The sequence below is a fragment of the Aliikangiella marina genome (genome assembly GCF_007004765.1).
GTDB lineage: Bacteria > Pseudomonadota > Gammaproteobacteria > Enterobacterales > Kangiellaceae > Aliikangiella > Aliikangiella marina.
The window spans coordinates 41,050-67,556 of record NZ_VIKR01000006.1; the positions used below are offsets into that span (position 1 = coordinate 41,050).

Annotated in this window: 22 protein-coding genes; 17 read left to right on the forward strand and 5 right to left on the reverse strand. The window is 37.6% G+C overall.

Annotated features, from left to right (window positions below; all coding sequences use genetic code 11):
* Positions 1 to 544 precede the first annotated feature (544 nt).
* Together FLL45_RS19785 and FLL45_RS19790 are read left to right on the forward strand one after the other, a co-directional pair.
* Positions 545 to 2,080, forward strand: coding sequence for a hypothetical protein (locus FLL45_RS19785; protein ID WP_142943797.1), 1,536 nt, complete (start codon positions 545 to 547; stop codon positions 2,078 to 2,080).
* A 1-nt stretch (position 2,081) separates the two neighbouring features.
* Positions 2,082 to 3,056 carry a hypothetical protein gene (locus FLL45_RS19790; RefSeq protein WP_142943798.1) on the forward strand — a complete coding sequence of 325 codons (975 nt, stop codon included), beginning with the start codon at positions 2,082 to 2,084 and terminating at the stop codon, positions 3,054 to 3,056.
* A 178-nt stretch (positions 3,057 to 3,234) separates the two neighbouring features.
* Here FLL45_RS19790 and FLL45_RS19795 read toward each other — a convergent pair whose 3' ends face one another.
* Both FLL45_RS19795 and FLL45_RS19800 read right to left on the reverse strand, forming a co-directional pair.
* On the reverse strand, positions 3,235 to 3,624 hold the full coding sequence (locus FLL45_RS19795; RefSeq protein ID WP_142943799.1) for a hypothetical protein: 390 nt from the start codon (positions 3,622 to 3,624) through the stop codon (positions 3,235 to 3,237).
* A 17-nt stretch (positions 3,625 to 3,641) separates the two neighbouring features.
* Complete coding sequence (locus FLL45_RS19800) at positions 3,642 to 4,271, reverse strand: hypothetical protein (RefSeq protein WP_142943800.1); 630 nt, start codon at positions 4,269 to 4,271, stop codon at positions 3,642 to 3,644.
* A gap of 252 nt (positions 4,272 to 4,523) precedes the next feature.
* On the opposite strand from FLL45_RS19800, the gene FLL45_RS19805 reads away from it, so the two are divergent.
* The 11 genes from FLL45_RS19805 to FLL45_RS19855 all read left to right on the forward strand — a co-directional run bounded on the left by FLL45_RS19805 (position 4,524) and on the right by FLL45_RS19855 (position 20,107).
* A complete protein-coding gene (locus FLL45_RS19805) occupies positions 4,524 to 4,757 on the forward strand; it encodes a helix-turn-helix domain-containing protein (protein ID WP_142943801.1) in 234 nt (77 codons plus the stop codon).
* Positions 4,758 to 4,864: 107 nt separating this feature from the next.
* Positions 4,865 to 5,281 carry a hypothetical protein gene (locus tag FLL45_RS19810; protein ID WP_142943802.1) on the forward strand — a complete coding sequence of 139 codons (417 nt, stop codon included), beginning with the start codon at positions 4,865 to 4,867 and terminating at the stop codon, positions 5,279 to 5,281.
* Between the two features lie 91 nt (positions 5,282 to 5,372).
* The gene (locus FLL45_RS19815; RefSeq protein ID WP_142943803.1) at positions 5,373 to 6,632 is read left to right on the forward strand and encodes a phosphoribosyltransferase-like protein; all 1,260 of its coding nucleotides are present in this window, start codon (positions 5,373 to 5,375) and stop codon (positions 6,630 to 6,632) included.
* 175 nt (positions 6,633 to 6,807) lie between these two features.
* Positions 6,808 to 7,971, forward strand: a complete 1,164-nt coding sequence (locus FLL45_RS19820) for a reverse transcriptase family protein (protein ID WP_142943804.1) — start codon at positions 6,808 to 6,810, stop codon at positions 7,969 to 7,971.
* Positions 7,972 to 8,408: 437 nt separating this feature from the next.
* The gene (locus tag FLL45_RS19825; protein WP_142943805.1) at positions 8,409 to 9,989 is read left to right on the forward strand and encodes a class I SAM-dependent DNA methyltransferase; all 1,581 of its coding nucleotides are present in this window, start codon (positions 8,409 to 8,411) and stop codon (positions 9,987 to 9,989) included.
* A complete protein-coding gene (locus FLL45_RS19830; protein ID WP_142943806.1) occupies positions 9,979 to 11,349 on the forward strand; it encodes a restriction endonuclease subunit S in 1,371 nt (456 codons plus the stop codon). Before FLL45_RS19825 ends, FLL45_RS19830 begins: the two co-directional genes overlap by 11 nt.
* A 2-nt stretch (positions 11,350 to 11,351) precedes the next feature.
* Entirely contained in the window at positions 11,352 to 14,627 is a 3,276-nt protein-coding gene (locus FLL45_RS19835) for a hypothetical protein (protein ID WP_142943807.1), read from the forward strand.
* On the forward strand, positions 14,624 to 17,857 hold the full coding sequence (locus FLL45_RS19840; RefSeq protein ID WP_142943808.1) for a type I restriction endonuclease subunit R: 3,234 nt from the start codon (positions 14,624 to 14,626) through the stop codon (positions 17,855 to 17,857). The genes FLL45_RS19835 and FLL45_RS19840 overlap by 4 nt, the downstream gene beginning before the upstream one ends.
* 11 nt (positions 17,858 to 17,868) lie before the next feature.
* Entirely contained in the window at positions 17,869 to 18,933 is a 1,065-nt protein-coding gene (locus FLL45_RS19845) for a PDDEXK family nuclease (protein WP_142943809.1), read from the forward strand.
* Positions 18,934 to 19,052: 119 nt separating this feature from the next.
* Positions 19,053 to 19,370, forward strand: a complete 318-nt coding sequence (locus tag FLL45_RS19850) for a hypothetical protein (protein ID WP_142943810.1) — start codon at positions 19,053 to 19,055, stop codon at positions 19,368 to 19,370.
* 269 nt (positions 19,371 to 19,639) lie between these two features.
* The gene (locus tag FLL45_RS19855; protein ID WP_142943811.1) at positions 19,640 to 20,107 is read left to right on the forward strand and encodes a hypothetical protein; all 468 of its coding nucleotides are present in this window, start codon (positions 19,640 to 19,642) and stop codon (positions 20,105 to 20,107) included.
* 282 nt (positions 20,108 to 20,389) lie between these two features.
* Here the strand turns inward: FLL45_RS19855 and FLL45_RS19860 are convergent, their stop codons facing one another.
* Entirely contained in the window at positions 20,390 to 20,896 is a 507-nt protein-coding gene (locus tag FLL45_RS19860; RefSeq protein WP_142943812.1) for a hypothetical protein, read from the reverse strand.
* A 165-nt stretch (positions 20,897 to 21,061) separates the two neighbouring features.
* On the opposite strand from FLL45_RS19860, the gene FLL45_RS19865 reads away from it, so the two are divergent.
* On the forward strand, positions 21,062 to 21,511 hold the full coding sequence (locus tag FLL45_RS19865) for an MFS transporter (protein ID WP_210247247.1): 450 nt from the start codon (positions 21,062 to 21,064) through the stop codon (positions 21,509 to 21,511).
* Between the two features lie 32 nt (positions 21,512 to 21,543).
* On the opposite strand, the gene FLL45_RS19870 is transcribed toward FLL45_RS19865, so the two are convergent.
* The gene (locus FLL45_RS19870; protein WP_142943813.1) at positions 21,544 to 21,918 is read right to left on the reverse strand and encodes an FHA domain-containing protein; all 375 of its coding nucleotides are present in this window, start codon (positions 21,916 to 21,918) and stop codon (positions 21,544 to 21,546) included.
* A gap of 238 nt (positions 21,919 to 22,156) precedes the next feature.
* On the opposite strand from FLL45_RS19870, the gene FLL45_RS19875 reads away from it, so the two are divergent.
* From FLL45_RS19875 to FLL45_RS19885, 3 genes are all read left to right on the forward strand, one after another.
* A complete protein-coding gene (locus FLL45_RS19875) occupies positions 22,157 to 22,639 on the forward strand; it encodes an FKBP-type peptidyl-prolyl cis-trans isomerase (RefSeq protein ID WP_142943814.1) in 483 nt (160 codons plus the stop codon).
* 28 nt (positions 22,640 to 22,667) lie between these two features.
* On the forward strand, positions 22,668 to 23,333 hold the full coding sequence (locus FLL45_RS19880; protein WP_142943815.1) for an SDR family oxidoreductase: 666 nt from the start codon (positions 22,668 to 22,670) through the stop codon (positions 23,331 to 23,333).
* 287 nt (positions 23,334 to 23,620) lie between these two features.
* A complete protein-coding gene (locus FLL45_RS19885) occupies positions 23,621 to 24,310 on the forward strand; it encodes an RDD family protein (RefSeq protein WP_142943816.1) in 690 nt (229 codons plus the stop codon).
* A 117-nt stretch (positions 24,311 to 24,427) separates the two neighbouring features.
* On the opposite strand, the gene FLL45_RS19890 is transcribed toward FLL45_RS19885, so the two are convergent.
* Positions 24,428 to 26,440 carry a putative bifunctional diguanylate cyclase/phosphodiesterase gene (locus FLL45_RS19890; RefSeq protein WP_142943817.1) on the reverse strand — a complete coding sequence of 671 codons (2,013 nt, stop codon included), beginning with the start codon at positions 26,438 to 26,440 and terminating at the stop codon, positions 24,428 to 24,430.
* Positions 26,441 to 26,507: the final 67 nt, after the last annotated feature.

Below are 26,507 nucleotides of genomic sequence, written 5' to 3' on the forward strand. Positions count from 1 at the left end.
GATATTATCGCAGGTTTCTAAAATTTTATTAGATTTGCTAAAAAATAAATGGTAAAAAAATAGCAAAAATCAAACAAGTAATACTGAAAAGAATCATTCTTTAAAAAGCCTTTCTAACAACTAATTAATTCCTTTGCGTCATATTAGGATTAATTGATGTTTTGCTTTAATGGAGTTCAAGTGGAACTTAAATCATTTAGATTGTATGAATCGAATGTGACATAAGTCGTAAATTTGAATCAATTTAGCAGTTAATCAAAACAGTAGTCTCTATCAATAATATATGAATCTAATAGTTAGGGTGATTTGTGTATTGTATTGCTAATACGAGATAAATTTTTACACATACTTGGATTAAAGGCCGAATGAAATTGTGGTCAGTCTACACCGGATAAACAAAAGCTTGTGAAGAGAAAGGTAGGACGTTCGAGAATCAAAATTAGAAAATAAATTGTCAGGCCCTGCAAAAATAGTCAAACGCTAACTGAAGCTGAACCCAGTCGAAGTTGTAATTTGGGATTCGTTTACTCAACATGGAGGATGAATGAAAACACTCGTTTTTACAACAAGAAAAATGGAGCAAACAAAGTTCAGTGATGCTACCTTTTGCAATAATATTGATGAACTCCCGTTGCTTTATGATTATGACCTGTTTTTATTCGAAGTAGGGTCGCATAAAGCTCCTAGCTCGGAAGTCATACAGGAGCTAGATTCCGCCGTTTCAGCAGGGTTAAAGGTTGTGTTGTTTTTGTCACGAGAATCAAATGCTAATGAATTAATAAATTTGCTTGGGTTAAAGTTTGAAATGACTAGAATTAGTGGAGAAGAATTTAGTTATTCACAAGGTGTCGATGCGTCTCCATTTCTGGAATATTTTAAACAATACGATTACATATTTAGAAAAACTCCTGGTTGGCAGTCTATAGCTTACTCAAAGAAAGCTGAAAAAATGATATCAGGAATCAAAAAAGTTAAAGCAGGTTCATACTCTGTTTTCCCTTTAGCAATTGAATTGAATAGTGGCTTGTTAGAGCTGATTAAAAAAAGCCTTAAAATAGATGGCGATAAAAGTACCTATTCGTTTAAATCTGCTGTTATGGCGTTAGTTATACCTATTGTTTTTGTGTTTTTCGCTAGCTTTGTTGTTAAAGTTCTTCGGTTAGATCAAATTAAAAAGAATAATCAAATATCAAATGGTGATTGGCTAAATGCGCGAGAAGTAGGAGTACGTTTTTATGACGTTAAAAGCCATACTGTAGCTGGATTACTTAGAGGACGTTTAAGTGTAGATGAGTCTAATAAGTTATCTTTGAATTACTCAGCAGGTACGCGAAAACTCAATATATTACAAGAGCTAGGGAATAGGGAGGAGTTTAAGACTACTATTTATGAAAGTGCTCGATACAGCCCTGAAGAAACCGCTGAGTGGCTTTATTTTTATTCGTTTCGACTTTTAAATGAAGGGCGAGTACATCTAGCTAGAGATGCTGCGATTAAAGCGTACGCTATTCATCTAAAACACCAGCTGTCTGATCAACTTGGACAAAAAGTAATTCACTTGTATGAGTTGTTAAAATATAACTTTCTTGCTTCGAAAGAAAATATTAATTGGTCTTTCATGATTGAACGAAAAAGCTTTAGGTTTTTTAGATTAAATTTCGATTCTAGTCTCAGAGATAATGCTTCATATCATATGACGGCATTAATGTTTCCTTTGTGCCGCGAACCTTGTTCTAAGAATGAAACCAAATCACGATGGTTGAGTTTTATCGATAATTTTGAGAATAGTGAAAAAATAGATGAAGCCCATTACAATGTAATCATTCAGGAAATATTTACTGGCAAACTAGAAGAGGCATTCAATCGTATTATTAAGTTTAAGGCGGCTTATCCTGACTCTTATTTAGTAGATGACTCTCTTCAGATTCTGAAACGATTGTCTATTGAAGTGGCACCAGATATATGTATTAAGGCGGATAAGATGCTTTATGACGTGGTGAATAAAAATGACAAATCTTTTGTTAGAAGTGAAGCTGAAATAATAGAGGAGCAAAAGTTTTGTAAAGAGGGGTGGTCTTAAAATGGCTAATCAAAATAAAGAATCTAGCATTTTTTGGTCTTGGAAAGCACTTGTGTTTCTATTAACCGTAGTTTTAGTGGTGGTTTCTCAGATATCTTCGTTAGTTAGTAACATAAACATTCTTGCAGTTGGTTTAGAAATTTTGGGTGATGAATTGGTTTATTTAGGAATAGTGTTTCTTTTACTTGTTTTAACGCTAGCAATTTTAAAATCAAATTACCTAAATTTAAAAAGCGTGGTCTTGGCGGGAGCCAAGGTAGAAAGGTTAGTTGTAGGGATGTTAATTATATCTTTTGTAGTTGTTCTGGCATACTTTGGGGGAAGTTTGGCAACAAACCTTAAGTATCTAGCATTAGGAAACTACATAGAGTTCAATAGAATACATGGTAGCTATCTTATAAAAGCACAGGCACATTTTGATGATTATGAATTGGACGAAGCACTAAAGGAGGTAGAAAGTTGTTTCAGTGTCACTAAATCTTATAGTTGCAAAGTGGTTGCGGATGAAATAAAGGCTAGGAAGGAGTTGTCAGATAAAGTATATAGATTGGCGCAAAACAAAGTTCTAAGTTTAAGGGGAAGAATTAAAGTACTTCGTGATTATGATCTAATTAGTATGCAAGGTGAAGAAGCGGATGAATTTTTAAAGCAGCTTAGAGTTAAAGGTACTGATTTAAAAAAGAAGTATAAGCAAAGTATTGAGTATTTGACAAATGGGAGGATTAAAGAAGGCTTACTCTTTATAGATGAACTGGATTCGGAATGGAGTGATTATGGTAACAATCGGGCACTGGCATCTGAAGTATTGAAGCTAAAATCTACCTTCGGAGAAAAGTTTTATAGTGATGAGTTTTGGGAAAGAGTAGAAAATAAGAATGAATATCCATATTGGGATGCTCTTAAACGACATGGAGCAAGTGATTACATTGACATAACTGTTGCCAATACAATGAAAGGTTTAGATTTGATCGACTGATTAAAAATAAAATATTAGCATAGCTAAAGTAAAGAAAATAAGTTATGAAGGAGTGCCGCTGAATTAGTCTGTAGGACATCAGAGCATTATATAGCCCTCAAAAGCTCTCCTAATCTATACTATTCGAAAGTGCTGCTATATCGCAGTTTCAGTTCTCATCGCGTCTGTTTTTGGCTACTCACAATGGCTCAATAGGCCAATTCAATTTTCTAGGACCAACCTTTAAAGCTTGTCTTGCTGCCGCCAACGCATCCATGTAGGTAGGTGTCGTCATCCACTTTATCCACAAGTGCTTAACTTCCATGAACATTGCTGTGCTATTGGAAATTTTGCCAACGTGTTTGTATCGCCAAATCATGTCATGGGTGACAATTATTCTGACATCGTTTTCATACGGGTCTGAAATGCTTCTGACTAATGAAGTGGTAAGCGGATAATTGATGCTAAACCTTCCCTTATGATCCATGAATACACGAGCCTGTAATACATGACCAATTACTAGAAATTTGTCATCTACTTTTTCGTACACGGTCAACATACATCCATTGTTTAATTCCATATCCCACATTGGCAATTCCTAAATCATTACTTGATGGTCTTGTTTAAATCGAGCCAGCACGAAAGTAGAGAACTAACCTTGGCTAGTTTTTCCTCAACATATGCAATTCCACCCCAGCCGTCGAGCCACAAATCTAAATGAAGCTGTTTATTTAGAATGTAGATTTCGCGCTGACCCGCCATTCTCAGAGAGTTTAATGATTCTGCTGGAGAGTCTACTGGGCTTGCTTGTGGCAAAGTTTCAGGGTAGAGGCTTTTGTCTAGTGGCCAGCACTTCCCATCCAAATAAACTCCGTGAACAATTGCATGTGAGTTCAATATATCCTCTTTATCAATTAATAGTTCTAAATGACCTTTCATTAGGAAGTATTTTGAGCCTGGCAGAAATTGCTCACAAAACAGAGCGCTCGCTCTATGCTCGTTCTGGCTGTTACTTACAGATTGCGCAGACAACGCTTCAAGTGCCTTGTTGAATTCATGTTGACTTGCAAATCCTTTATCAACACACACTGATTCCTTGCATTTAGTATATTGTTTACCGGTTAGATACTGTCGGAATCTTGCCTTTTCTTTAACATTACGTTTAAAAGATGAAATAAATTTGTCCAAGTGAATAGACGGGAAAGGGCGTTGTTTCGGTTTTATATTATTCTTCATTCTTCACCTAGCGATAAATCCGTTTTGGCTAAGCCCGCTTTTTAACCAACCGGAAGGTTAAAGAATGTTTTAAATCAGATGCATCAGCTTTTGATTTTAAGCAGCTTCGCCTATGCGGGCGGCAGGCATTCTGTATGCCTTTTCGACACATAAATAATTATTAATAAATTATGTGTAGATAAATCACAGCAAAACTGTTAGTTTGGCCCTGATTTGGTGCCAACTATACCATGGCACCATAATGGGGACAAGATGAAAAAAGGTGTCCATGATAATAAATACGAAGACCTAATCACTTGGCTAAAATCAGTAAGGGAAGCCAAGGGGTTAACTATACGTGACGTAGGGCGATTAATTGATGAACCCCATCAGTTAGTGAGTAAAGTGGAGAAGTTTCAGCGTAAATTAAACGTTTATGAGTTTGTGCAATATTGTGTCGCTTTGGAAGTAGACCCCTATGAAGGGATAGATATTCTTTTGAATTAGTACCGCCACTAGAGGAGTGTGTTTTCTAAGGGTGCCATAGGAGCTTATCGCGTTTTAATAATTCGGGATCGGCTTGTTAATTTAATACTAAAAACTGAGTTAAGTTTATGACTGAACCTTCAGGCTGGGAAATACTCGCGTCACTATCAACTTTTGGTCAGTTTCTAATTGCTTGCTGGGTTGGTTGGTATGGATATCGAAAGTACTTATCAGACGAGCATATAGAACCATCGGAAGACCGAATTGAGATATTCTCCACAGCCAAACAAACTACGGAATTGAGAATCTCGGAAAACGGGCTTGAATGCATTATTCACGATATTCGAGAAGGACGAGGCGGTCTCCAATGGACATTGGCAAAAGCTGACGCCACACCCATAGAAATTACAGCAGTTGCTTCTTCGTCGAAAGCAGGGCGAATTCGAATAGGGCCGCGTAAAGGTTGGCTTTATTCTTACAAGCTTTGGCCTGAAAAGGAAAAACTAATTGAAAGATTAGAAAATTTAGTTCGCCAAATGGACTAAGATATTTTAAATATTGAATGAAAGTGAGTTAAATCGATATAACTGCTAAATGAGAATATGAGTAATCAATCGAGTAATTTAAAGGAATCGAATGTCGAGATTATCAAAAACGGAAGTGGGAATTGAGTGGGTCAAACAGTTTAGTGTTGATGAGCAAAGTCTTGCGGTAAAATTACTAGATGAATTGACTCTAGTTGGACATGATGAATTTATTGATGGGCTTAGACAGCGAATAATAGATAAGACAAACAAAGTACCTGGAATGGTCGCACTATATGCTGAACGTGAAATAAGAAGAGGCAAAAATAGAGTCCCGAATCGATTATATAAAGAACCTTATAGAAAGAAAAATCGTAGAGCTTATGGTGGTGGACCACAGCCCGTGCTACCTACCAAGAATTATGATTTAAAAGTTGGCAGTGAAGGTATTATTTCATGGCTTATTTCAGAGCTTTGTACAGAATTTCCTAAGAAATTTATTTGCCATCCAAGTCCAAAACAAATAAGAACTAAAAAAGTTCGGAAATTTATTTTAGTTACTGATCTTATCGGAACTGGAAATCGAGCATTTGAATATTTTGAGTCAGCCTGGCGAGTTGCAAGTGTTAAAAGCTGGAAGTCGCTTAAATTGTGGTCGTTTGGAGTTATTGCATACTCTGGTAGTGATTTAGGAATAAAAAGGGTAATGTCACATAAGTGCAAACCTACCGTTGATCTCGTTAAGCCCTGTCCTACCATAACTTCTGAATTCGATTTACCACTTTCGATAAGTATTAAAAATCTTTGTATAAATTATGACCCTATTGATCATGACTCTAAGGAATCGCTTGGTTACAAAGGAAGTGGAGCACTTATTGTTTTCTCCCATGGCTGCCCTAACAATTGTCCTCGGATTTTACACAAGTCAGTTAAAAACAAATGGATAGCATTATTCCCTAAAAGGAAAACATCCAAATTAAGGCGTATATTTAGTCAAGAAAACAGCAAGATCACTTTGGAAAAAAAGCTTAAAAAGCTGCATGAAACTAGATTAGCTAAAGGGTATTGGATTCCTAAAACGAGTGTAGAAGGAAGGAAAATCCTAATGATACTTGCAGCACTAAGAAGAGGCCCTCGTTTTAGTGAGGCGATAGCTAGGAAAACAGGTCTTACTATACCTGAAATAGAAATCATAATAGAAAAAGCGAAAGAATGGTCTTGGATTAGTGAAAAGCTGTATTTAACAGCAGCAGGTAAAGGGCAGTTGTCGCATGCAAGAAAAATAAAATCTAGTATTGTACAATGCCAGAAAAATAGCGAGAAAATATACTTTCCTAAATTGCTGAGGGCACCGCAAATTGCTTCTAGTTAATGTTGGCCTAACTAGTCAACTACAACGTGCTTTTATCTTTATTGCACGATTGAGGGGTGCAGAATACTGCTACTCTTTGTTTGAGCGAGCGCTTGCGCTAAGGTCTATCGCGCTTTGCGCGTGGCGAAGACTTGCGGCAAACCGCGATAGAACTCACCTGACGGTGTCAAAGTAGATGCATATTTGGTGCCCTCAGCAATTTAGGAAAGCCGGGGAGGCAAATAATGTTGACCCGAAAGTTATTGAGAATGCCATTCAGGTAGCAAGTGCGGTTCAGGCTGTAGATAAAAGGTTACCCCCTATCTTTTCCTTGCGACATATCTCCCATTTAACGGGAGTTGATTATTTTGTATTACGTTCATTAGTTGAAAGGAATTACATAGAACCGTACAAGGTTTTTAAATTAGATAAGAAAAACAAACGCTCGGGAAACAGAGGATACAGAATTATTAGTATTCCTTCCCCTCAATTGATGATAGTGCAAAAATGGATAGCGAAGAATATTCTCAAGTTTGGTGAGGTTCATACAGCAAGTTTCGCGTATGCAGAAAATAGTAAGATTATACAAGCTGCGACACTGCACTGTAATTGTACTTGGATGATTAAACTAGATGTAAGTAATTTCTTTGAATCGTTTTCCGAGATCGCTGCATATCGCGTGTTTAGAACTTTGGGTTACCAACCACTCATCTCTTTCGAGATGTCTCGGCTTTGCACCAAATTGGGAACTGAGACAAGACTGCGACGTCATCCCGCATGGCAGAGTAGCTCCTTCAGTAAGTATCACAAAATATCGAGATATAGAAATAGAGCAATTGGGCATCTTCCGCAAGGGGCACCAACTAGTCCAATGCTATCAAATTTAGCAATGAAAAATTTTGATAGTGCAGTATCAAAAATAGCCTTAGATAACAATCTTGTTTATTCGCGCTATGCAGACGATTTGTGCTTGTCTACTAATGATAAAAGCTTTGATCGAACTATAGCAAGAAAAGTAATAATTTCTATATATGAGAAAATGAATGCAATTGGGTTGAAACCTAATTTAACGAAAACTCAAATCGTCCCTCCTGGAGCTAGGAAAATTGTCCTTGGATTGCTTGTTGATGGTAATTCTCCAAAGCTGTCTCGCGAATTTCGTGCAAAACTGAGAATGCACTTTCATTTCCTATGCCGTTCCGATATAGGTCCAGCCAAACACGCTGAACGCCGAGGATTTGAGTCTGTAATGGGGCTAAAAAATCATATCCAGGGCTTAATTGCTTACGCAAGGCAGATCGATCCTACCTATGCTTCCTCATGCGACGAGCATATGGATAACATAAATTGGCCGTTTTAAGAATATAAGCAAGAAAAGGCACATCCTTGTAGTCATCATTTGGATTAGGCCAAACCCGGTTTGGACTAGTAAAATAGTTTGTTAGCAGTCTCAACGTTTAGTCACTGCTAAAATGGACTAAAAGAACTTATCTCAGTCAAAATCAATCTAAAACCTAAAAAAGCATAGTTTTTGATTAGAATTACAAGTCTTTAATAGAATTAATCAATATTGATTTTAGAGATTAGGTGCCTTTGTAATTGAATATTCGCTTTCAATTTTTGAGATATCACAATTAACATTGACTGAATAGTTGCAATTCGATACTTTCTTTATCTAAGTTGTTGGTGTAAAAAGAAAAAATAAGCCAGCGCTGTTCAATTTATAATCTATGACAACTCACAAAAGTTGTTTATAAAATAATCAATTCAAACAAAGTAAGTTAGGAACTAAGCAATATGGCGACAGCCGCTAAAAGTAAGAAAAATAACAAGAATGATAAAGGGTTTGAGGAATCTCTTTGGGATACAGCAAACAAACTCCGAGGTAGTGTTGAGTCTTCGGAATACAAGCATATCGTATTAAGCCTTATCTTCTTAAAATTCATCAGCGATAAATTTGAAAAGCAAAGAGCAAAATTAAAAGAAGAAGGCATGGGTGACTATGTCGACATGGTTGAGTTTTACGCTAAGGACAATGTGTTTTATTTACCAGAAGAGGCTCGTTGGTCGTTTGTGCAGATTAATGCCAAACAAGATGATATTGCTGTCAAAATTGATACGGCATTACACACAGTTGAAAAAAACAACGCTTCACTTAAAGGCGCACTACCAGACAATTACTTCTCTCGTCTTGGGCTTGACTCCAGCAAACTGGCGGCCCTAATCGATACCATCAATAACATTGATACTATGGCAAATGAATGCCATATGACCGAAGAAGATTTGGTTGGTCGTGTTTACGAATATTTCCTGGGTAAATTTGCCGCCAGTGAAGGTAAAGGCGGTGGAGAGTTCTATACGCCAAAAGCTGTAGTTAGTCTTATTGCTGAAATGATCGAACCTTTCAAAGGCACTATCTATGATCCGTGTTGTGGGAGCGGTGGAATGTTTGTGCAATCGCTTAAGTTTATTGAAAGCCACAAAGGCAATAAGAAAGACATTTCTATTTATGGTCAGGAGTACACCAATACGACTTACAAGCTAGCGAAAATGAATCTGGCTGTTCGCGGTATTTCTGGCAATTTAGGTGAGGTCGCGGGCGATAGTTTCTTTAAAGATCAGCATCCTGATTTAAAAGCTGATTACATTATGGCGAACCCGCCATTTAATCAAAAGCAATGGCGAGCAGATTCTGAGTTGATGGATGATCCACGTTGGGCTGGTTATGAAGTTCCACCGACAGGGAATGCTAACTATGCCTGGATCATGCATATGATTTCCAAGTTGAGTGAAAATGGCACAGCTGGTTTTGTTTTGGCTAATGGGTCTATGTCATCAAATACTGGAGGTGAAGGAAAGATTCGTCAAAAAATTATTGAGAATGATTTAGTCGACTGCATGATAGCCTTGCCTGGTCAGTTGTTTTACACAACGCCAATTCCGGTTTGTTTGTGGTTTATAACCAAAAACAAAAAAGAAGACAAAGAACATGGTTATCGTGATCGACAAGGAGAGACTTTATTCATAGATGCTCGTGAAATGGGCACTATGGTTAGTCGCGTTCATAAGGAACTTACCGCTGATGATATTGCTGAGATTGCTCGAACCTATCATGCTTGGCGTGGTGAGACAAAAGATGGTAATTATGAAGATAAAGCAGGCTATTCGAAATCAGCGACTTTGCAAGAAATTAAAGCCAATGATTTTGTGCTGACGCCTGGGCGTTATGTAGGCGCAGCTGAATTAGAAGATGATGGTATTCCGTTTGAAGTCAAAATGAAGGAATTAAGCCAAATTTTATACGAGCAAATGGAGCAGGCAGAAGCTCTAGATAAAGTGATTCGACATAACTTAGGAGTGTTAGGTTATGATGAGTAACTGGCAGACTCTAAAGTTAGGAGATGTGACCAAATGGTCTTCAGGCGGAACTCCCAAGAAGACTGAAGCATCTTACTGGAATGGTGACATTCCGTGGATTAGCGCTTCATCCATGGATGGACACTTATATACAGATTCAAAATTAAAGATAACCGAAGAAGGTCTCGCAAATGGTTCTCGCTTGGCTCCTAAAAATAGTATATTGGTTTTGGTGCGAGGAAGCATTCTTCATCAAAAAATGCAAGTTGGTATAACGACAAGGCCAGTAGCATTTAATCAAGATGTGAAATGTCTCGTTGCAGATGAGGAATACCTAGATCCTTGGTATTTGCTTTTGTGGTTCAAAGCTAAAGAACGAGAATTATTGACAATTGTTGAAAGTACAGGGATTGGGGCTGGTAAGTTTGATACCAAATTACTATCGGAGTACCCGATCAAAGTTCCTCCTAAAGAAGAAAGGGAGAAAATAAAAAAGCTTGGTAAAGCATTATTTGATAAATCAATAAACCTTTTCCAAACCAACCAAACTTTAGAACAAATGGCGCAAGCTTTATTCAAAAGCTGGTTCGTAGATTTTGATCCAGTTATTGATAATGCATTAGATGCTGGTAATTCAATTCCTGAAGAACTCCAAGCGAAAGCAGAACAACGCAAAGCAGTGATAGCTGATGGTAACTTTAAGTCGGTGCCAGATGATATTCGACAGCTTTTTCCGAGTGAGTTTGAAGAGAGTGAATTGGGGTGGGTGCCTAAGGGATGGTTGGCAGTAAGTATTCATGATTTAGTTGATTCAATTTCTGACACTTATAAGTTGAAAGACGTTAATGAAGTTATATTTTTAAATACTGGTGATATAGAAAACGGCAAGTTTCTTCACAATAACTATTCAGCTACTGACGGTTTGCCTGGTCAGGCTAAAAAGTCTATTTCTAACGGCGATATTCTATATAGTGAGATCCGTCCAAAAAATAAACGGTTCGCTTTCGTAAACTTTGATGCTCAGGATTATGTGGTATCTACTAAGCTAATGGTGTTAAGAGCGCGTAAAGGTGTGAATCCTATATTACCTTATTTTATTTTGACTCAAGAAAAAACTGTGAATGAACTTCAGCATGTAGCCGAACATCGCTCAGGTACTTTTCCACAAATAACGTTTAAAGAACTTAAAAAAGTCATATCAATTTTACCTCAAGAACAAGAGCTTTTAGATTACTTTGTAAATCATTATTTGACTCCATTTTTTGCAAAAGCGCTTGATTCTATGGAGCAAAGTGAACAACTTGGAAAGATTAGGGATACTCTATTGCCTAAATTAATATCTGGTGAGTTTTCTATTCCGGAATTGAAAATAGAGGTGTAAATTTGTTTTTTTGGATAAGGAGAATATTTAATTCACTTCAGTATCATGTAGATAAAAATATAAATGAAACGCTCTATCAAAATGAAGCGTTTCAATCTAGCAAATGGAATTTGATGGAGCACAATATTCTACGCTGGTCTCAAAGGCACACTTACTACATTTTTCTCGCCTTAGTTCTAGCAAGTCTTTTTATTGCAAATTTATTAATCTGGAAAGAAAAATTGAGTCCGGTTGCGATGGAGTTATTTCCTCATTGGACAAAGCTAATTGACTGGCAAGGAGGATTTCTAGCTGGTCAATTAACCATCGTTGGTGTTGTTTACCCACTTGTTATCGGTTTGATTGGCGTACTTTTTCAAGCTAAATCCGCCAAGAAGACATTGTTTCCTATCTATCAAATGTATTCCGGATTCATGTTCGCCGGATTAAGCGGTCTATTATTATCAATGTTTATAATAGCCAGTTACTTTCTAAGCGCATCAATGGATGAGTCAACATATCTAGCAATTTGCATAACAACCGCATTGTGGTTGTTCTTTAACGTTTTGTTAACAAGTTGGTTTTTTACTGTAACTTTCCTGATGTTAGATGAATCAAAGAGAGACAGGCTTATTGTTCGTTACACTATTCACGAATTGTGTGAAATCGACATTCGGCATCGAATTAGACAATTATTATTGCAAAACGCTGTACATCAGAAGCTTTTGGTTAGTCCTGATGAAAACGTATTAAAAGTTAGGACATATAAGTTTTCTGACGACAAGTATAGTGAAATTAAGTTAAGGTCAACGGATAAAGTATGTGTTAACAACGTATATTTTTCCATCATAAATATTGTGATTCGATACCATGTTTATCGACTAAAAGTTCTTCATTGGATAAATAGAATTAAATTAGGAAAGCGTCTAACTTCATTAAAAGGATTTGGTTGGTTGCTTTTTGATACAGGTGCTGAACCAGAAGTAGTTGTACAACCGATTTGGACGACAGAAAAAGAAAAGGGCCTTGTAGTCGTAAGGTATATTGGAATTGATATTGGGTGGGTTTCTAAAGCAGTTATAAAAGCTAGCATTAAAACTGATAAAGATGAGGAAGACTCTGACAAAAGTTTAACCTCAATGATGCTCGGTTTTGTTGGTACCGCAAATGATTCAATTCGAGATCAGAATATTGGTGAATTCAAGTATGCAATCGGCAATATCGTAAGGTGGCACATAGAGATCGCTTCTGCGTTAAGTTTTTTAAATGATAATAAAGAAGAAGATAATTGGTTGTTACTACCGACAGCTACATTCTTCAGTCGTAGCTATCTAGACGAAATTTTGTCTGAGTATTATAGACTTTCTAAGGCTTCAGTAGAATTGATTTCAGAAAACATTGAGTTTTTTGATGAAATGCTCTATCTGCACAAGCGAATCTTCTTACGACGAGAAAAACTAGTAAATAAAGAAGGTTTCTCCTTGATTCAGGGAAGTTATTTTATTTGGTCACTGTTGATGGAGTGGCGCTCATATAGTTCAACGTCAACTGATATGCGTATAGCTAGTAAATATGAAGATGTGCTTTTAGACTTCGTTGGAGCATGGGAAGCTTGGTTGGATTATATAGAGCCTAGAAGTAAACGCTCGAAAAATATACAGCAATCATTACCTCTGTTTTTAACACATCTTGAATTTACAGCTCATACGACAATTTCTGCACTAAGGCATAACAATATGGAAGCAGCAGGTTGGGGTGTCGATATGTTAAATAACTGGATTGAGAAACTTGCTATAAGAACTCAAGGCCTCGAAGAATATTGGTGGCGTTCTGAATTAGTTACTCACGATATCTTGCTTGAAGGTCCAGATACAGAACTTTGGCAAATAATTTTAAATGGTAATGATTTTAATCTTAAGCCTGCATTTAATTTAGCACTTACTAATGCGGTTTTTGACTTAAGAATAATATCTGCGTGCTACATATTATTGAAGCCTGCTTCCGGTGACAACGACAAAATTGGGGAATATGTTAAAGCTTTACTAGCAGGTAAAGCAATTCACCCAACTGGTGGGGTTGGTAGAAGACGAAAGTCTGTTAATAAAGCGAGTGATATATTAGGTGCGTTTATCAGACACAGAGATTATTCTAATTATGGCGAGGGAAGTTATGGCTCTTGGTTGTCAAAAGTACTTGATTCATTTGGTCGACTAAACGAGAAGCGACGAGTATCTGGCCGCATTTATACCGGCTGGGGGTCGAATGATGTTAAAAGTATGAATAGAGCCTATGTGGAAATCGCGTTATATCATTCTGCTAGCTTATGGAAGCTAGAACAAAAGTGGTTTGACATTATATTTTCTAACGCATTTCGACATGTGGATCAAGAGTCGTTGGTAAGAGATCTAACAGACTGGATTAAATTATCCGATGAAATCGAAAATCCAGTGCTTTTAACTCAAGATGAATTTAATCAAAATATCGACAATTTTAAATATTCAATACAGAAAACAATTGATGCAATAAACCAACGGCAAAATGAAGTGGTTGCGCAGGCAGAAGTTGATGAAGAATTGTTGACTCAATTTGGTGTTGTCTGTTCAGAGATTTTTAACAGTAGAGAACAGCAACTTGTAAATTTCCCAATAAACTTGTTTAAGATTGTAAGTTTAGATGGAGGAATGAGTGATGAAAATTCGTTTAAGATTAATATTCAGGATTATTTGAAGCAAAATATTGCTTCAAACGTTGATGCCAATCGAGCAATCAATGAAGAAGAGTGGTTGAAGTCTGCAACTAATAACAATGTTGAAATTAATATTTTAAGGGCGCTTTTAAAGTACCAGGCTTCGGATGTCAGAGAATACTCTGATGCAGAAAGCAACGTACTTGAACTTATAGGTTTAGCCATTTCAATAGAACGCCCAATATTGTTTGTCGGTGATGATGAGTTGAGTGATGTTTTTTATGATGCTCGACATAATAAAGAATTAGCTGATAAATATAAAATAACATTCGCCGACGGCTTTGGTAATAACTATATTTGTCATCTAGGAGAAATATTAGTTTATAGCATTTCTTTCTCCGATGTTAACTTCTCTCTGTTAACAACTAAAGAGCTATTTGAATCTATTCAGTTTTCTCCGATAACCGAGGAGCAGTTCGTTCAAGTAATGTATGATGCTAGTGAGGAGAATGAGAATATAGGTGTTTTGTCACTAAAATATTGGATGAATATTAATCTGAAGGAAGATCAGGTTTGTATAAAAACTTCTATAAAGGTCAAGGAAGAGCAATGAAGTTTACAGAAGAAAAGTTAGAAAAAGCGATAATTGAATTGTTCGAGAGGCAAGGCTTTCTTTATGTCGCTGGGAACGATATTCAACGCATAAATGCAGATGTGCTGATAGAATCAGATTTACACAAATTTTTATTGGATAAGTATGCTGAAGATAATATAACTTCCAATGAAATCGATACTATCGTTAAACAAATTGAATCACTTTCATCTGGTGATTTATATGAAAGTAACAAAACCTTCTGTAAATGGTTAAGTGACGGTTTTTTACTAAAACGAGAAGATCACACCCAAAAAGACTTATACATTCAGCTGATCGACTATAACGACCTTACTCAACTCAAACAACCTAATGCACAAGATCTCGATGTTATGGGAGATCAAACAAATGAACCTCAAAAGGTTTATCAAACCAAGAATATTTACAAAATAGTTAATCAACTAGAAATTGAAGGCCCAAGTGGAATTAAGCGTATTCCTGACGGCATTTTATATATTAACGGTATCCCGGTTGTTGTCTTTGAATTCAAGAGCGCAATTCGAGAAGAAGAAGCTACTATCCATGATGCCTATGTTCAGCTTACCACTCGATATCGGAGAGACATTCCAAAGCTGTTTGTTTACAACGCATTATGTGTGATAAGTGATGGCGTAAACAACAAGATGGGCAGTTTCTTTGCTCCTTATGAATTCTTCTATGCTTGGCGAAAAGTGACCGGTGACGAATCGATTGAAAAGGAGGGCATTAACTCTTTGCACACCATGTTGCAGGGATTGTTCGACAAAAGACGATTGCGTGACGTTATCCGTAATTTCATTTATTTTCCTGATACATCCAACCAAGAAGTAAAAATTGTCTGTCGCTATCCTCAATACTATGCCGCTAACAAGCTCTATGACAATATTAAAGAACACCGAAAGCCTGAAGGCGATGGTAAGGGCGGAACATATTTCGGTGCAACTGGATGCGGTAAAAGTTTTACCATGCAATTCTTATCACGCTTATTAATGAAGAGCGTTGAATTTGGAAGTCCAACCATTATCTTGATTACAGATAGAACTGATTTAGATGATCAATTATCACAACAATTTACTAACGCCAAGAAATACATAGGCGATGACACCATTCTAGCCGTTGAAAGCCGAGACCATCTGCGAGAATTACTTAAAGGCCGAAACAGTGGCGGCGTTTTTCTGACAACAATTCACAAATTTACTGAAGATACCGAATTACTCACTGAGCGAAGTAATGTGATTTGTATATCAGATGAAGCACATCGTTCTCAAACTAATCTAGACCAAAAAGTTAAAATTACAGAGCAGGGCGTAAAGCGCACCTACGGTTTTGCAAAGTACTTACATGACTCATTACCCAATGCAACCTATGTCGGCTTCACTGGCACTCCTGTAGACGCGACGCTCGATGTGTTTGGTGAAGTTGTAGATGCCTACACAATGACCGAATCGGTTAAGGACGAAATAACTGTTCGTATTGTCTATGAAGGCCGTGCGGCCAAGGTACTTTTAAACAATGCAAAATTAAAAGAAATAGAAGAGTACTATAAGCAATGTGCCGAAGAAGGCAGCAATGAACACCAGATTGAAGAGAGTAAAAAAGCTTCCACAAATATGACATTGATCCTAGGCGATCCTGACCGTATAGAAGCATTAGCGAAAGACTTTGTTACCCATTATGAAACACGGGTTAGCGAAGGCTCTACGCTTAAAGGTAAAGCCATGTTTGTCAGTAGTGCTCGCAATGTGGCTTATCGCTTTTACAAAGAACTAAAAGAGCTACGCCCAGAGTGGTTTGAAATATTAGAGTGTGAGGAAGGCGTTACACTCACTGATGAAGAACGCAAAAAGATTAAACCCATGGAGCGGGTTAAAATGGTAATGACCCGTGGCAAGGATGATCCTAAAGAGCTATGGGACTTGCTTGGCACTAAAGAGTATCGAAAAGAGCTAGATCGTCAATTTAAGAACGAAAAGTCGAATTTTAAAATAGCCATTGTCGTTGATATGTGGCTCACCGGTTTCGATGTGCCATTCTTGGATACCATTTATATCGATAAACCAATACAGCGTCATAATCTTATCCAAACCATATCACGAGTTAATCGTAAATTTGAAGGCAAAGACAAAGGCCTGGTTGTTGATTACATCGGCATTAAAACGCAGATGAACAAAGCGTTAGCCCAATACTCAAAAACCGATGAGACAAACTTTGAGGATATTGCCCAGTCAGTAATAGTTGTTAAAGATCACCTGGATCTCCTCAATAAAATGTTCCATAAATTTGACGACTCGCCATATTTCACTGGCGAGCCAGTGGCCCAGCTCAACTGCCTCAATAATGCCGCAGAGTTTGTTCTGAGAAGCCAGAAGTTAGAGCATCGTTTTATGGCCCTGGTGAAACGACTAAAGACCGCTTACGATATCTGCTGCGGCAGCGAAAAACTCAACCAGGAAGAAAAGGACTATATTCATTTCTATATTGCAGTTCGCTCCATTGTCTACAAACTAACCAAAGGTAATGCGCCAGACACGGCACAAATGAATGCCAAAGTCCGCCAAATGATCGCAGAAGCACTCAAGAGCGATGGGGTAGAAGAAATCTTTAAACTTGGTACTGCCGAAAGTGAAGTCGATATCTTTGACGATGATTACCTGGCCAAAATAGATAAGATTAAATTACCCAATACCAAGATAATTCTGCTTCAACAAATGTTAGCCAAAGCTATCGATGAATTTAAAAAGGTCAACCGTGCGAAAGGCATAGACTTCACCAAGAAGTTTAAAGCGCTAGTCGAAAAATACAATGAACGTAAAGAAGACGATGTCCTGGTTAGTGAGGTGCTAGAAGAGTTTTCAGAAGAAATAATCGGCATGTTCGGCGAACTAAAAACTGAAATGGGTTCATTTGAAGAGCTTGGGATCGATTTCGAAGAAAAAGCCTTCTACGATATTCTTTTAGCCTTAGCTCATAAATACGATTTCGAATATCCTGAAGATAAGTTAATTGAATTATCAAAAGCCGTAAAAGAAGTTGTTGACGATATCGCCAAATATACTGACTGGAGTCAGCGGGATGATATTAAAGCTGAGCTTAAAGTTGACTTAATAATGCTTCTGGCGAAGTTTAAATATCCGCCTGTTGATAGGGATGAAGTGTACAAAGAGATATTTGAGCAAGCCGAGAACTTTAAAAAGAATAGGGCTGTAGTTTAAGGGCTGAATATATGGCAATTTATAAAATAGCAGATGAACAATTAATTCCTGTTGAGCGCACTTCGTTTAATAAGGAAGGAGTGCTTGAACGCCAGCACCTTCAGCAAATGCTTAAGTCGCAAATTGATATTATTTCTCCTGATACACTACTCGTTGCGGAAGAATTTGGGGATTGGGAAGATAGCCGTCGCCGTATAGATCTACTGGGTATTGATAAGAATGCCAATCTGGTAGTGATTGAGCTCAAGCGCACGGAAGATGGAGGCCACATGGAGCTTCAGGCAATTCGTTATGGCGCGATGATATCCACTCTAACTTTTGATAAATTGGTTCAAATATATACAAAGTACCTATCAGATAATAATGCTGATTTAGATGCTAAGGCTAGTCTTTTAAAATTCCTGGAATGGGATGAGCCAGATGAAGATAATTTTGCTCAAGAAGTAAAAGTTTTACTTGCTTCAGCGGAATTTTCTAAGGAGCTCACTACCTCTGTTATCTGGCTGAACGATTTCGGTCTAGATATACGCTGTGTTCGCATGCATCCGTATATAAATGATGGTCAGTTACTACTTGATATACAAACTGTGATACCTGTTCCTGAGACGGCTGATTATCAAGTGAAAATTAGAGAAAAGAAGCAACGCGAAAGGGCGTCTCGCAACCAACATCGTGATACAACAAAGTTTGACCTTACTATTAATAGTAAAGAACATCGCTCATTGAGTAAGCGGTGGCTGGTATTTCAAGTAATTAAACCGATCATCGACTCTGGGGTTTCTCCAACTGAGGTTCAAAGTGTCATCGATGACGTGCCTGAACGAAGATCAAAACTATTTGAAGTATTTGAAGGTGAGCTAGATGAAAAAGATCTCTATGAAGTCATCATGGCCGGTGATTCTGGCGGTGCTGTCCCTCGAATCAAGCGTTTTTTTGCTAAAAAAGGAGAGTTCTTCCACCATAATGGAAATACATTTGTTCTGAGTAATCAATGGGGGGTAGGTGCATTGGAAACGATTGATGCTTTAGCGAGAAACTTTTCAAATTTTTCGATTGATTATTCCGCAAGAGATTAAGCGTTTGCATATTGAACGTACATTTTACTGAACAAAGTTTGTTGCTGTCCATTAAAAGGTTCTGTTTGGAGTGAAAGCAAAGCTGGGTACTATCATTCAACAAAAAGGATGTGTTTAAGATGAAAACATTTTGGAATTACTTGAAGAGCTTCAAAAATTTGCATGTGGATTTATCTACAATATTGATCCTATTGTTAATTGTGGTGCTTATCTGGCCGACACTTCTTAATGGAATTCTGGGTGGCTTTGAATACCTTAATTCGGACTACATTCTACCCGAATCATTGAAAAATACATTCTTAGGCGTAATTGCTAATTTAATTACGGCTGCCATTGTCGTTCCCACAATCTTTTATTTTTTTAATTTAAAAAGGAAGACTCATTTGTGCGGCGAGTTTAAAGCATTTGATATAGAAGATGGAAACGAAAAATATTGAGGTGATGTAAAGTTGACCTTTAATCTGTTTTCTAATGGTGCTCGCGGAATATTAACCTCAAAAGACTCTGATGCTAGCATCATTATAGAGGCTGTATTTGAAAATGGACGATATTTACGAGGCCATTATATAGAAGAGAAGAGGCCCACGAGACGAAGAATGGGCGCTTTTTTATTTATGCTAAATGGTGAAGGAGATAGTTACGAAGGTCAGTATGTATTTGTAGATCCAAATGATAACAACTACCTTCCTAAGACTGGTCGCGCAAAGTGGGTAAAGCTGGCGTAGTGGAGGTTTTTCACCGATTTGATTTTCGTAGTGATATTGTAGTAGACATATATGAACCTATAATAGGTGAATACGTATGGCTGTCTATGTACTTGGGTGCTCCTTTTAGAAATGGGGCGTTGTCAAAAGATTTGGTCAAATATTTATTGTTCGAATTAAAAGGAAAACATCACATTCATTGGTTCAAATGTTTGAACTCGTTTAAGGAGCTTTCAAAAGAGTTGGAATGGAAAACTAAAGGATCTTCTCCATTTTTTGAAGAGTGTATGGCTTCTGTAGCGCCTAATTTAAATACTAAGACACATTACCATCAAATATTTAAGGAAATCTTAAAATACAAGAAACTAACTTCATGTCCGGAGCTTTTGACTTATTCTGATCGCTCGAATCAATTGAAAGCGGTGAAATTAATAAACAATCACTTCAATGTAGAGCTCGCTCAAAAATAAAACTTTTAATTTTATTAAGTTGATTAGTAGAATCAATGAAAAGATATTAAAAGCGATATGTAAGTATAGAAAGTGGTTCTAGATTAAATTACTCCTATGATAGGTACATAACGAAAGGCAGTTTCTGGTTTTACCATGCGTAAAGGGATTGTTTGGCGAGTCTGGTTGAATAACTTCCAGTAATTGTAGATATTTCTTTGGTGGAATTTTTGACTCAGGCTCTTGTACAGTATTATTGAAAGACTTTAATTTTTGTTTTTCTTCAGACAAAACAGCAATGACTTAGTGAAAGTTCGCGTTTGTTTCTTTTGATGAATTGACCTTTCCATGCATTCCTTCAAAAAGATACGTGATGAACTTTATAGCTACTCTGAGACGAGCAGATGTTGTGTCAGTCGAAACTTGATCTTTTCCTTTCTGGGATGAATGAATAGCATTTTGTAACGACTTGTTGGTGAAAGTCTTCTTTTGAACGGTCTTGCCAATACAAGATTTAAGTTTTTTAGCTGCCTCAACAAATCTATTAACTTCCTTTTTGGATAAAAATTCACCAGATTCGGCACGAGATATAATATCTATGCCAATTCCTTTATTCTGGGCACTAAGAAATGTCAGTAAGAAATGAAGATCTTCAACATGCTTAGCTATAGTATTAGGTTGTCCACTAGAACAAGCTCTTAGATAATTCGATATATAAGGGGATACAGGAATCCAGTAATCATCAACAATAGAAACATGAGTACTATTAGTACCATTTCCTTTATTAACCAGATACCTTTTTACCTTCATATATCAACCATCAGTAACATCTCTTCATGAGAATATAGTGAGTATTCTTAAAAACCGGTACAAATTTTTTTAACTATTTTTAATCAACTACTTAATTTACTTTTCTTCTTGTCTTCCTATACAGAAGCTTTACAAATAAAAGATAAGATATAATTTGCTGGCTTTATGATGGTGGAAAAATTTGGTTATTCAGCTTCTGATATTGTTCTGCTGTATATCGCCAACCATGTATTAAACTGGTACTTAGCGCCAAAAATTGGCCATTGGATAGGCAGAATTGGAGAGAGAAAAGCTTTAACAATCGAGTATATTGGACTGGTTGGTGTTTTTGTAAGTTATGGCCTCGTTGACGATGCCAACATCGCGGCAGGGCTGTATATAATCGACCACATTTTTTTTGCGATGGCTATTGCTATAAAAACTTTCTTTCAGAAGATAGCGGATCCGGCTGATATTGCTTCATCCGCCGGGGTGAGTTTCACCATCAATCATATCGCCGCGGTGATAATTCCCGCGGCATTCGGTTTGATCTGGCTGGTGAACCCGTCGTTAGTCTTTTTTGCCGGTGCGGCAATGGCAGTTTGTTCTTTGATACTGGCGCAGTTTATTGATTAACAGTTACTTGTTAATGCCGCGGCAAGACCGGTTTAGTCCTCTAAGTAATACATGCCAGGGATCCAGCTTTTCTTGAATGCTTTGGTTTGGGCGAGCTTCTCATTTTCTTCATCAATAAATTTAAAGGACTGAGTACCGATATTGATGAGATCTTGATCATTCAGTGGAAGCGTATCGACCGGATTATTATTGACATAAGTCTTGTTGGTGCTTTCAAGGTCATGAATAAAACAAATATACGCGCCATCTTTTAGTTCTTTCACTTCTATTTTGGCGTGTTTAGTGCTAACTGACGGGTCATCAAGAAATATGTCGTTCTTTATTGAGCGACCGATAGTCAGCCCGTTACTCGGTACTTCAAATTTGTTTAAGACGTTTCCATCGACTAATTGTACTAGTACTGCCATTTTTATTACCAGACGCTGAGAAATTCCATTGCTAGCTTATTCAGTAATGCTAGTTAAAAATTAGCAAAGTTGGTAGTGATTTGTTGAAAAAATGAGATTCGGTACTAAAAAATATCTCAAATACAAAAAACGATGGTTTGCGATTGATTTTCACAAAATAAACGTTAAATAAGTATTGGCTTGCGCAAAATGGTTATACTATGCAGGTGAGAAAAACGAACTAATTGGATGTGTTTGAATGATTATTGAAAACGATAAAGTTGTGCAATTTAAGTACAAACTGAGTGACACTCAGGAAAATGTTCTGGAAACTTCAGACGACAAGGTCCCAATGGCCTATTTACATGGCCATAATAACATTCTAAGTGGGTTAGAAAAAGCCATGGAGGGCAAACAAGTCGGTGACAATTTTTCAGTCACCTTGAGTCCGCAAGATGCTTATGGAGAGATACAACCTAATGCCGAACAGCGGGTTCCAGTAAAACATTTACAAGGGGCTAAAAAGTGGAAAAAGGGTATGATCGCCGTTGTCAATACGGAGCAGGGAAGGCGACAAGTTACCGTCACAAAGGTCGGAAAATTTATGGTGACTGTTGATTTCAACCATCCTTTTGCCGGTAAAGAACTCACATTTGACGTTGATATTGTGGATGTCCGCGATGCGACAAATGAGGAAATCGCTCATGGACACGCGCATGGTGTTGGTGGACATCAGCATTAATGGCAATCTCAAAGTTGGAGAATAAACAATGACAAAAACCATTTTAATTACCGGCGCAAATCGAGGAATAGGATTGGCGATGACAAAACTTTATCTAGACAGAGGAGATGATGTTGTTGCAGTTTGTCGAAAGTCCTCCCCTGATTTAGATTCGACGGAAGCTTTAGTGATCACTGGAATCGATGTAGCTGAGGCTGTTGATGTTCAAACACTCCGCGAAAAACTGAGTGATAAGCATATTGATGTTTTGATTAACAATGCCGGTATTCTGCGCTCTACTTCCTTGAGTGACTTAGATTTTGATGCAATTTTTAAACAGTTTGAAGTTAATGCAGTGGGCCCGCTAAGAGTTGTTGATGCTTTGAGAGACAACCTTAAATCAGGCAGTAAAATTGGCATGATTACCAGTCGTATGGGATCGATTGACGACAACACATCTGGTGGCTCTTATGGATATCGGATGTCTAAAACGGCACTTAATGCTGCTGGAAAATCGCTTGCACACGATCTCAAAGCCAAGGGTATTGCTGTCGCCTTACTTCACCCGGGTTACGTACAAACCGAAATGGTTAATTTTGGTGGAGAAATCTCCCCTGAGCTATCGGCAAGCCGGCTTATTGAGCGACTTGACGAACTCAATTTGGATAACACAGGTTCTTTTTGGCATGCAAATGGCGAATTGCTACCTTGGTAGGTAATAAGCGAATTGAAGAGCACTCTCGGGCACGGTAATTAAGGAGCACTATTACCAGGATGTTCCGTGCCCGATAAACTTGCAAAGATATTAATCTTGTCGTCATAATTTACTCCACCGCTGTTGCTAAAATTGTTTAAAATTTCAGGCCTTGAGAGTTGAGCTCACTACAGTCAACGATTCTGCTCAACGAATTAACCGTTAAATTAATGAACCGATAAATTAATGGAACAGTAAAATAATAAAAGTAAGACAAATAAATACACTATAAAAACGAATAATTATTCATGGAACCAAATTACACAGACTATACCTATTACGAACTCAGAGAAGCGCTTCACTCCATCAACCGAGAGAAGTTTCCAGAAAGAGCAGAACGATTAAAAACCTTAATCCAAGAAAAAGAAGCGACTAAAGCATACAAGAAAGAAGCTGAAATAGACTATGAGTCAGTAAAGTATTCAACATTTGGTTTGCGTTTTGTTGCCAGTATTATTGATGGAGTTGTATTGTTTGCTTTCGAAAGTGTCGTTACTTTAATAGTCAAACGACTACCGGAATCGTTTACTCCATTGGCAAACATCGCGCTACAGTATGATTTACTCGTCTACAGTATTTTATTTCATGCTTATTTTGGCCAGACCGTCGGTAAAATGTTGGTTGGAGTCAAAGTCGTCAGGGATTCTGATGAAGGTCCTATCAATTTTTCTCATGCTTTCTTAAGAGATATGGTACCACTCATTCTGTTAACGTTACTTTTGGGTCTTACCACATTCACTAATCCAATAGAGAGTGACGGAAGTGTCGCTGATTGGTATTTATATGGCGTTTTTGTTATCAGCTCAGTTGCTATCTTTTGGAGTTTAGTGGAAATGCTGTCAATGTTATTCAATGAAAAACGTCGAGCGATACATGACTTTATTGCGGGTACGGTTGTGATTCGGTGTGAACCGGAAAACGAAGAAATTTTAAATTAAATAAGTTATTCGTTTAACAGCATTAAATGGCGTGTGACTACACAATATTTGTTTCTTGTTTCTTGTTTCTTTAGAGAGTTTTCAGGTCGTTTTAAGAACTATCGGGTTAGCCCACTTTCATTCCACAACAGGCTCACGACAGAGTTTCAGGACCTGTTGCGGATTGAGTGGTTTAGATAACATATAACCTTGCACTAAATCACACTTGTGGTCTCGTAAAAACTGTAACTGGAAGTCATCCTCGACACATTCACTGACGATTTCTAAACCGAGACTATGAGCAAGAATGATGGTCGAGCGAACGATACCTTGACTTGACTTTTTATTCGCCAAATTTCTAATGAACATACCGTCGAGTTTGAGCGTGTCGGCAGGGAAGTCCTGAATATATTGTAATGACGAGTAGCCTGTTCCAAAATCATCGATTGCTATTTTTGCACCCAGCTTTTTGATTTCTTCGAGCGTTTTAACCGTACGCTCAGTGTGCTCTACAAATACCGCTTCAGTGATTTCAATTTCGATTTGCTTTGCATTGATCTTGTTGATTATGATTTCTTGTTTCAAGTGCTCGAGAAGCGTGTCACTGATTAGGTGTCCTGCCGATACATTGATAGCAACCGTTATATCATCAAGTCCTTGCTCCTTCCAAAGCCGGATTTGTTTGCACACTTCAGAGATGACCCAAAGATCAATTTGATTAACCATTCCTGTTTCTTCTGATATCGGGACAAAAATGCCGGGCGAAATTTCTCCGAGGGTCGGATTGCTCCATCTCAGCAGTGCTTCAACATTCTTAAAAGAGTCATCCTTGAGTCGCATTTGAGGTTGGTAAGTCAGATAAAACTCATCATTTTCAACAGCGGTCCTAAGGTTGCTTTCAATCGCAAGTCTTTCTAAAGAGGATTCATTCATTTCCTTACTATAAAAACTAAAATGACCTGGTCCTTTTTCTTTAGCATGGTACATACTGATGTCAGCATTTTTTAACAGAATCTTGTCGTCAGTTCCATTGTCAGGATAAATACTAATACCGATACTGGTTGAAACATGAAGGATGTGGTCCTGCAATTGAAAGGGTGTTTTAAAACTTTCTAAAATTCGGTTTGCGGTGCGCGCTGCATCTTTGGGCTGGTTAAGGTTTTCAAGTAAGAAAACAAACTCGTCACCACCAAGCCGGGCGACAGTGTCTCCATCTCTGGAAAGGTTTGATAGTCGTTTGGCGACCTCTTTTAATAACAAGTCGCCGTTTTGATGTCCCAGGTTATCATTGATGATTTTAAATCGGTCCAAATCGAGAAATAACAGCGCAAGATTAGACTTTGAGCGTGATGATTTAGAAATGGCTTGATGCAATCTATCGACGAGTAGATAACGATTTGGCAGTCCTGTGAGCGAATCAAAATGCGCTTTTTGATAGAGCTGCTCAGTTCTCACTTCAACAAGACGTTGCAACTGCTTACTTTGCATGGTTAACTCGTTTTCTCGTTCTTGGACCGCCTCAAGCATTTGATTAAATTCAAGTGTCAGTCGACCGAGCTCGTCGTCGCGAATGGGTTTCAATCTTTTTTCAAAATTGTTTGAATTGTAAATCAAGTTTATGTGTCGAACCATCCGTCTAATTGGGTAGGTCAATACTTTCTGAAACAGTCCAGCCATTAATATGGCGACTAATAAACTGGCCAGAAAAATTGATCCAATGTAAATAAAGTTTTTATTTTCAGCGGCAAGTAGCTTTTCAAGATCGTGTCTAACGTACAAGTACCCAATGGTATTCTGTTGTGAAATGATCGGTTGGATTAGAATGAGTTCGGAATCAGTTAAAATCTCAGATTGTTGAAAATTAACTTCTGGAATTGGCGCGCCAGGAATTCTTGAATAAAAGCCCAGTAAACTGCCGTTGGCAAGAAATATGGCGGACTCTTTCACTGAAGGTATAAGCTCTAGTGAAAAAGCTTGACGGTTTGCTAGATTAACGTCTTTATCTTCAACACTTTGAGAAAACTCATAGGCAAGGAGCTTTGAGTCAGTTTTGGCTTGATTGAGTAAACGGCTCTCTAAATCTTGGTTAACACCAAAAAAGAAAAACAGCGCAATCATAATAAGTGTAATGGCAACAATTGTGGCCATCATAAGTGCGAGTTGCACTCTGAACGACAATGATTTACTAAAGCTATTCACGATTTAACTGACTTCTACT

Coding starts and splice junctions, on each gene's coding strand:
- FLL45_RS19885 (WP_142943816.1), top strand. CDS start 23,621: ATGGAACCAAATTACACAGACTATACCTATTACGAACTCAGAGAAGCG.
- FLL45_RS19815 (WP_142943803.1), top strand. CDS start 5,373: ATGTCGAGATTATCAAAAACGGAAGTGGGAATTGAGTGGGTCAAACAG.
- FLL45_RS19830 (WP_142943806.1), top strand. CDS start 9,979: ATGATGAGTAACTGGCAGACTCTAAAGTTAGGAGATGTGACCAAATGG.
- FLL45_RS19785 (WP_142943797.1), top strand. CDS start 545: ATGAAAACACTCGTTTTTACAACAAGAAAAATGGAGCAAACAAAGTTC.
- FLL45_RS19845 (WP_142943809.1), top strand. CDS start 17,869: ATGGCAATTTATAAAATAGCAGATGAACAATTAATTCCTGTTGAGCGC.
- FLL45_RS19810 (WP_142943802.1), top strand. CDS start 4,865: ATGACTGAACCTTCAGGCTGGGAAATACTCGCGTCACTATCAACTTTT.
- FLL45_RS19825 (WP_142943805.1), top strand. CDS start 8,409: ATGGCGACAGCCGCTAAAAGTAAGAAAAATAACAAGAATGATAAAGGG.
- FLL45_RS19850 (WP_142943810.1), top strand. CDS start 19,053: ATGAAAACATTTTGGAATTACTTGAAGAGCTTCAAAAATTTGCATGTG.
- FLL45_RS19790 (WP_142943798.1), top strand. CDS start 2,082: ATGGCTAATCAAAATAAAGAATCTAGCATTTTTTGGTCTTGGAAAGCA.
- FLL45_RS19875 (WP_142943814.1), top strand. CDS start 22,157: ATGATTATTGAAAACGATAAAGTTGTGCAATTTAAGTACAAACTGAGT.
- FLL45_RS19880 (WP_142943815.1), top strand. CDS start 22,668: ATGACAAAAACCATTTTAATTACCGGCGCAAATCGAGGAATAGGATTG.
- FLL45_RS19795 (WP_142943799.1), bottom strand. CDS start 3,624: ATGTGGGATATGGAATTAAACAATGGATGTATGTTGACCGTGTACGAA.
- FLL45_RS19890 (WP_142943817.1), bottom strand. CDS start 26,440: ATGATGGCCACAATTGTTGCCATTACACTTATTATGATTGCGCTGTTT.
- FLL45_RS19805 (WP_142943801.1), top strand. CDS start 4,524: ATGAAAAAAGGTGTCCATGATAATAAATACGAAGACCTAATCACTTGG.
- FLL45_RS19870 (WP_142943813.1), bottom strand. CDS start 21,918: ATGGCAGTACTAGTACAATTAGTCGATGGAAACGTCTTAAACAAATTT.
- FLL45_RS19865 (WP_210247247.1), top strand. CDS start 21,062: ATGATGGTGGAAAAATTTGGTTATTCAGCTTCTGATATTGTTCTGCTG.
- FLL45_RS19820 (WP_142943804.1), top strand. CDS start 6,808: ATGCATATTTGGTGCCCTCAGCAATTTAGGAAAGCCGGGGAGGCAAAT.
- FLL45_RS19840 (WP_142943808.1), top strand. CDS start 14,624: ATGAAGTTTACAGAAGAAAAGTTAGAAAAAGCGATAATTGAATTGTTC.
- FLL45_RS19800 (WP_142943800.1), bottom strand. CDS start 4,271: ATGAAGAATAATATAAAACCGAAACAACGCCCTTTCCCGTCTATTCAC.
- FLL45_RS19860 (WP_142943812.1), bottom strand. CDS start 20,896: ATGAAGGTAAAAAGGTATCTGGTTAATAAAGGAAATGGTACTAATAGT.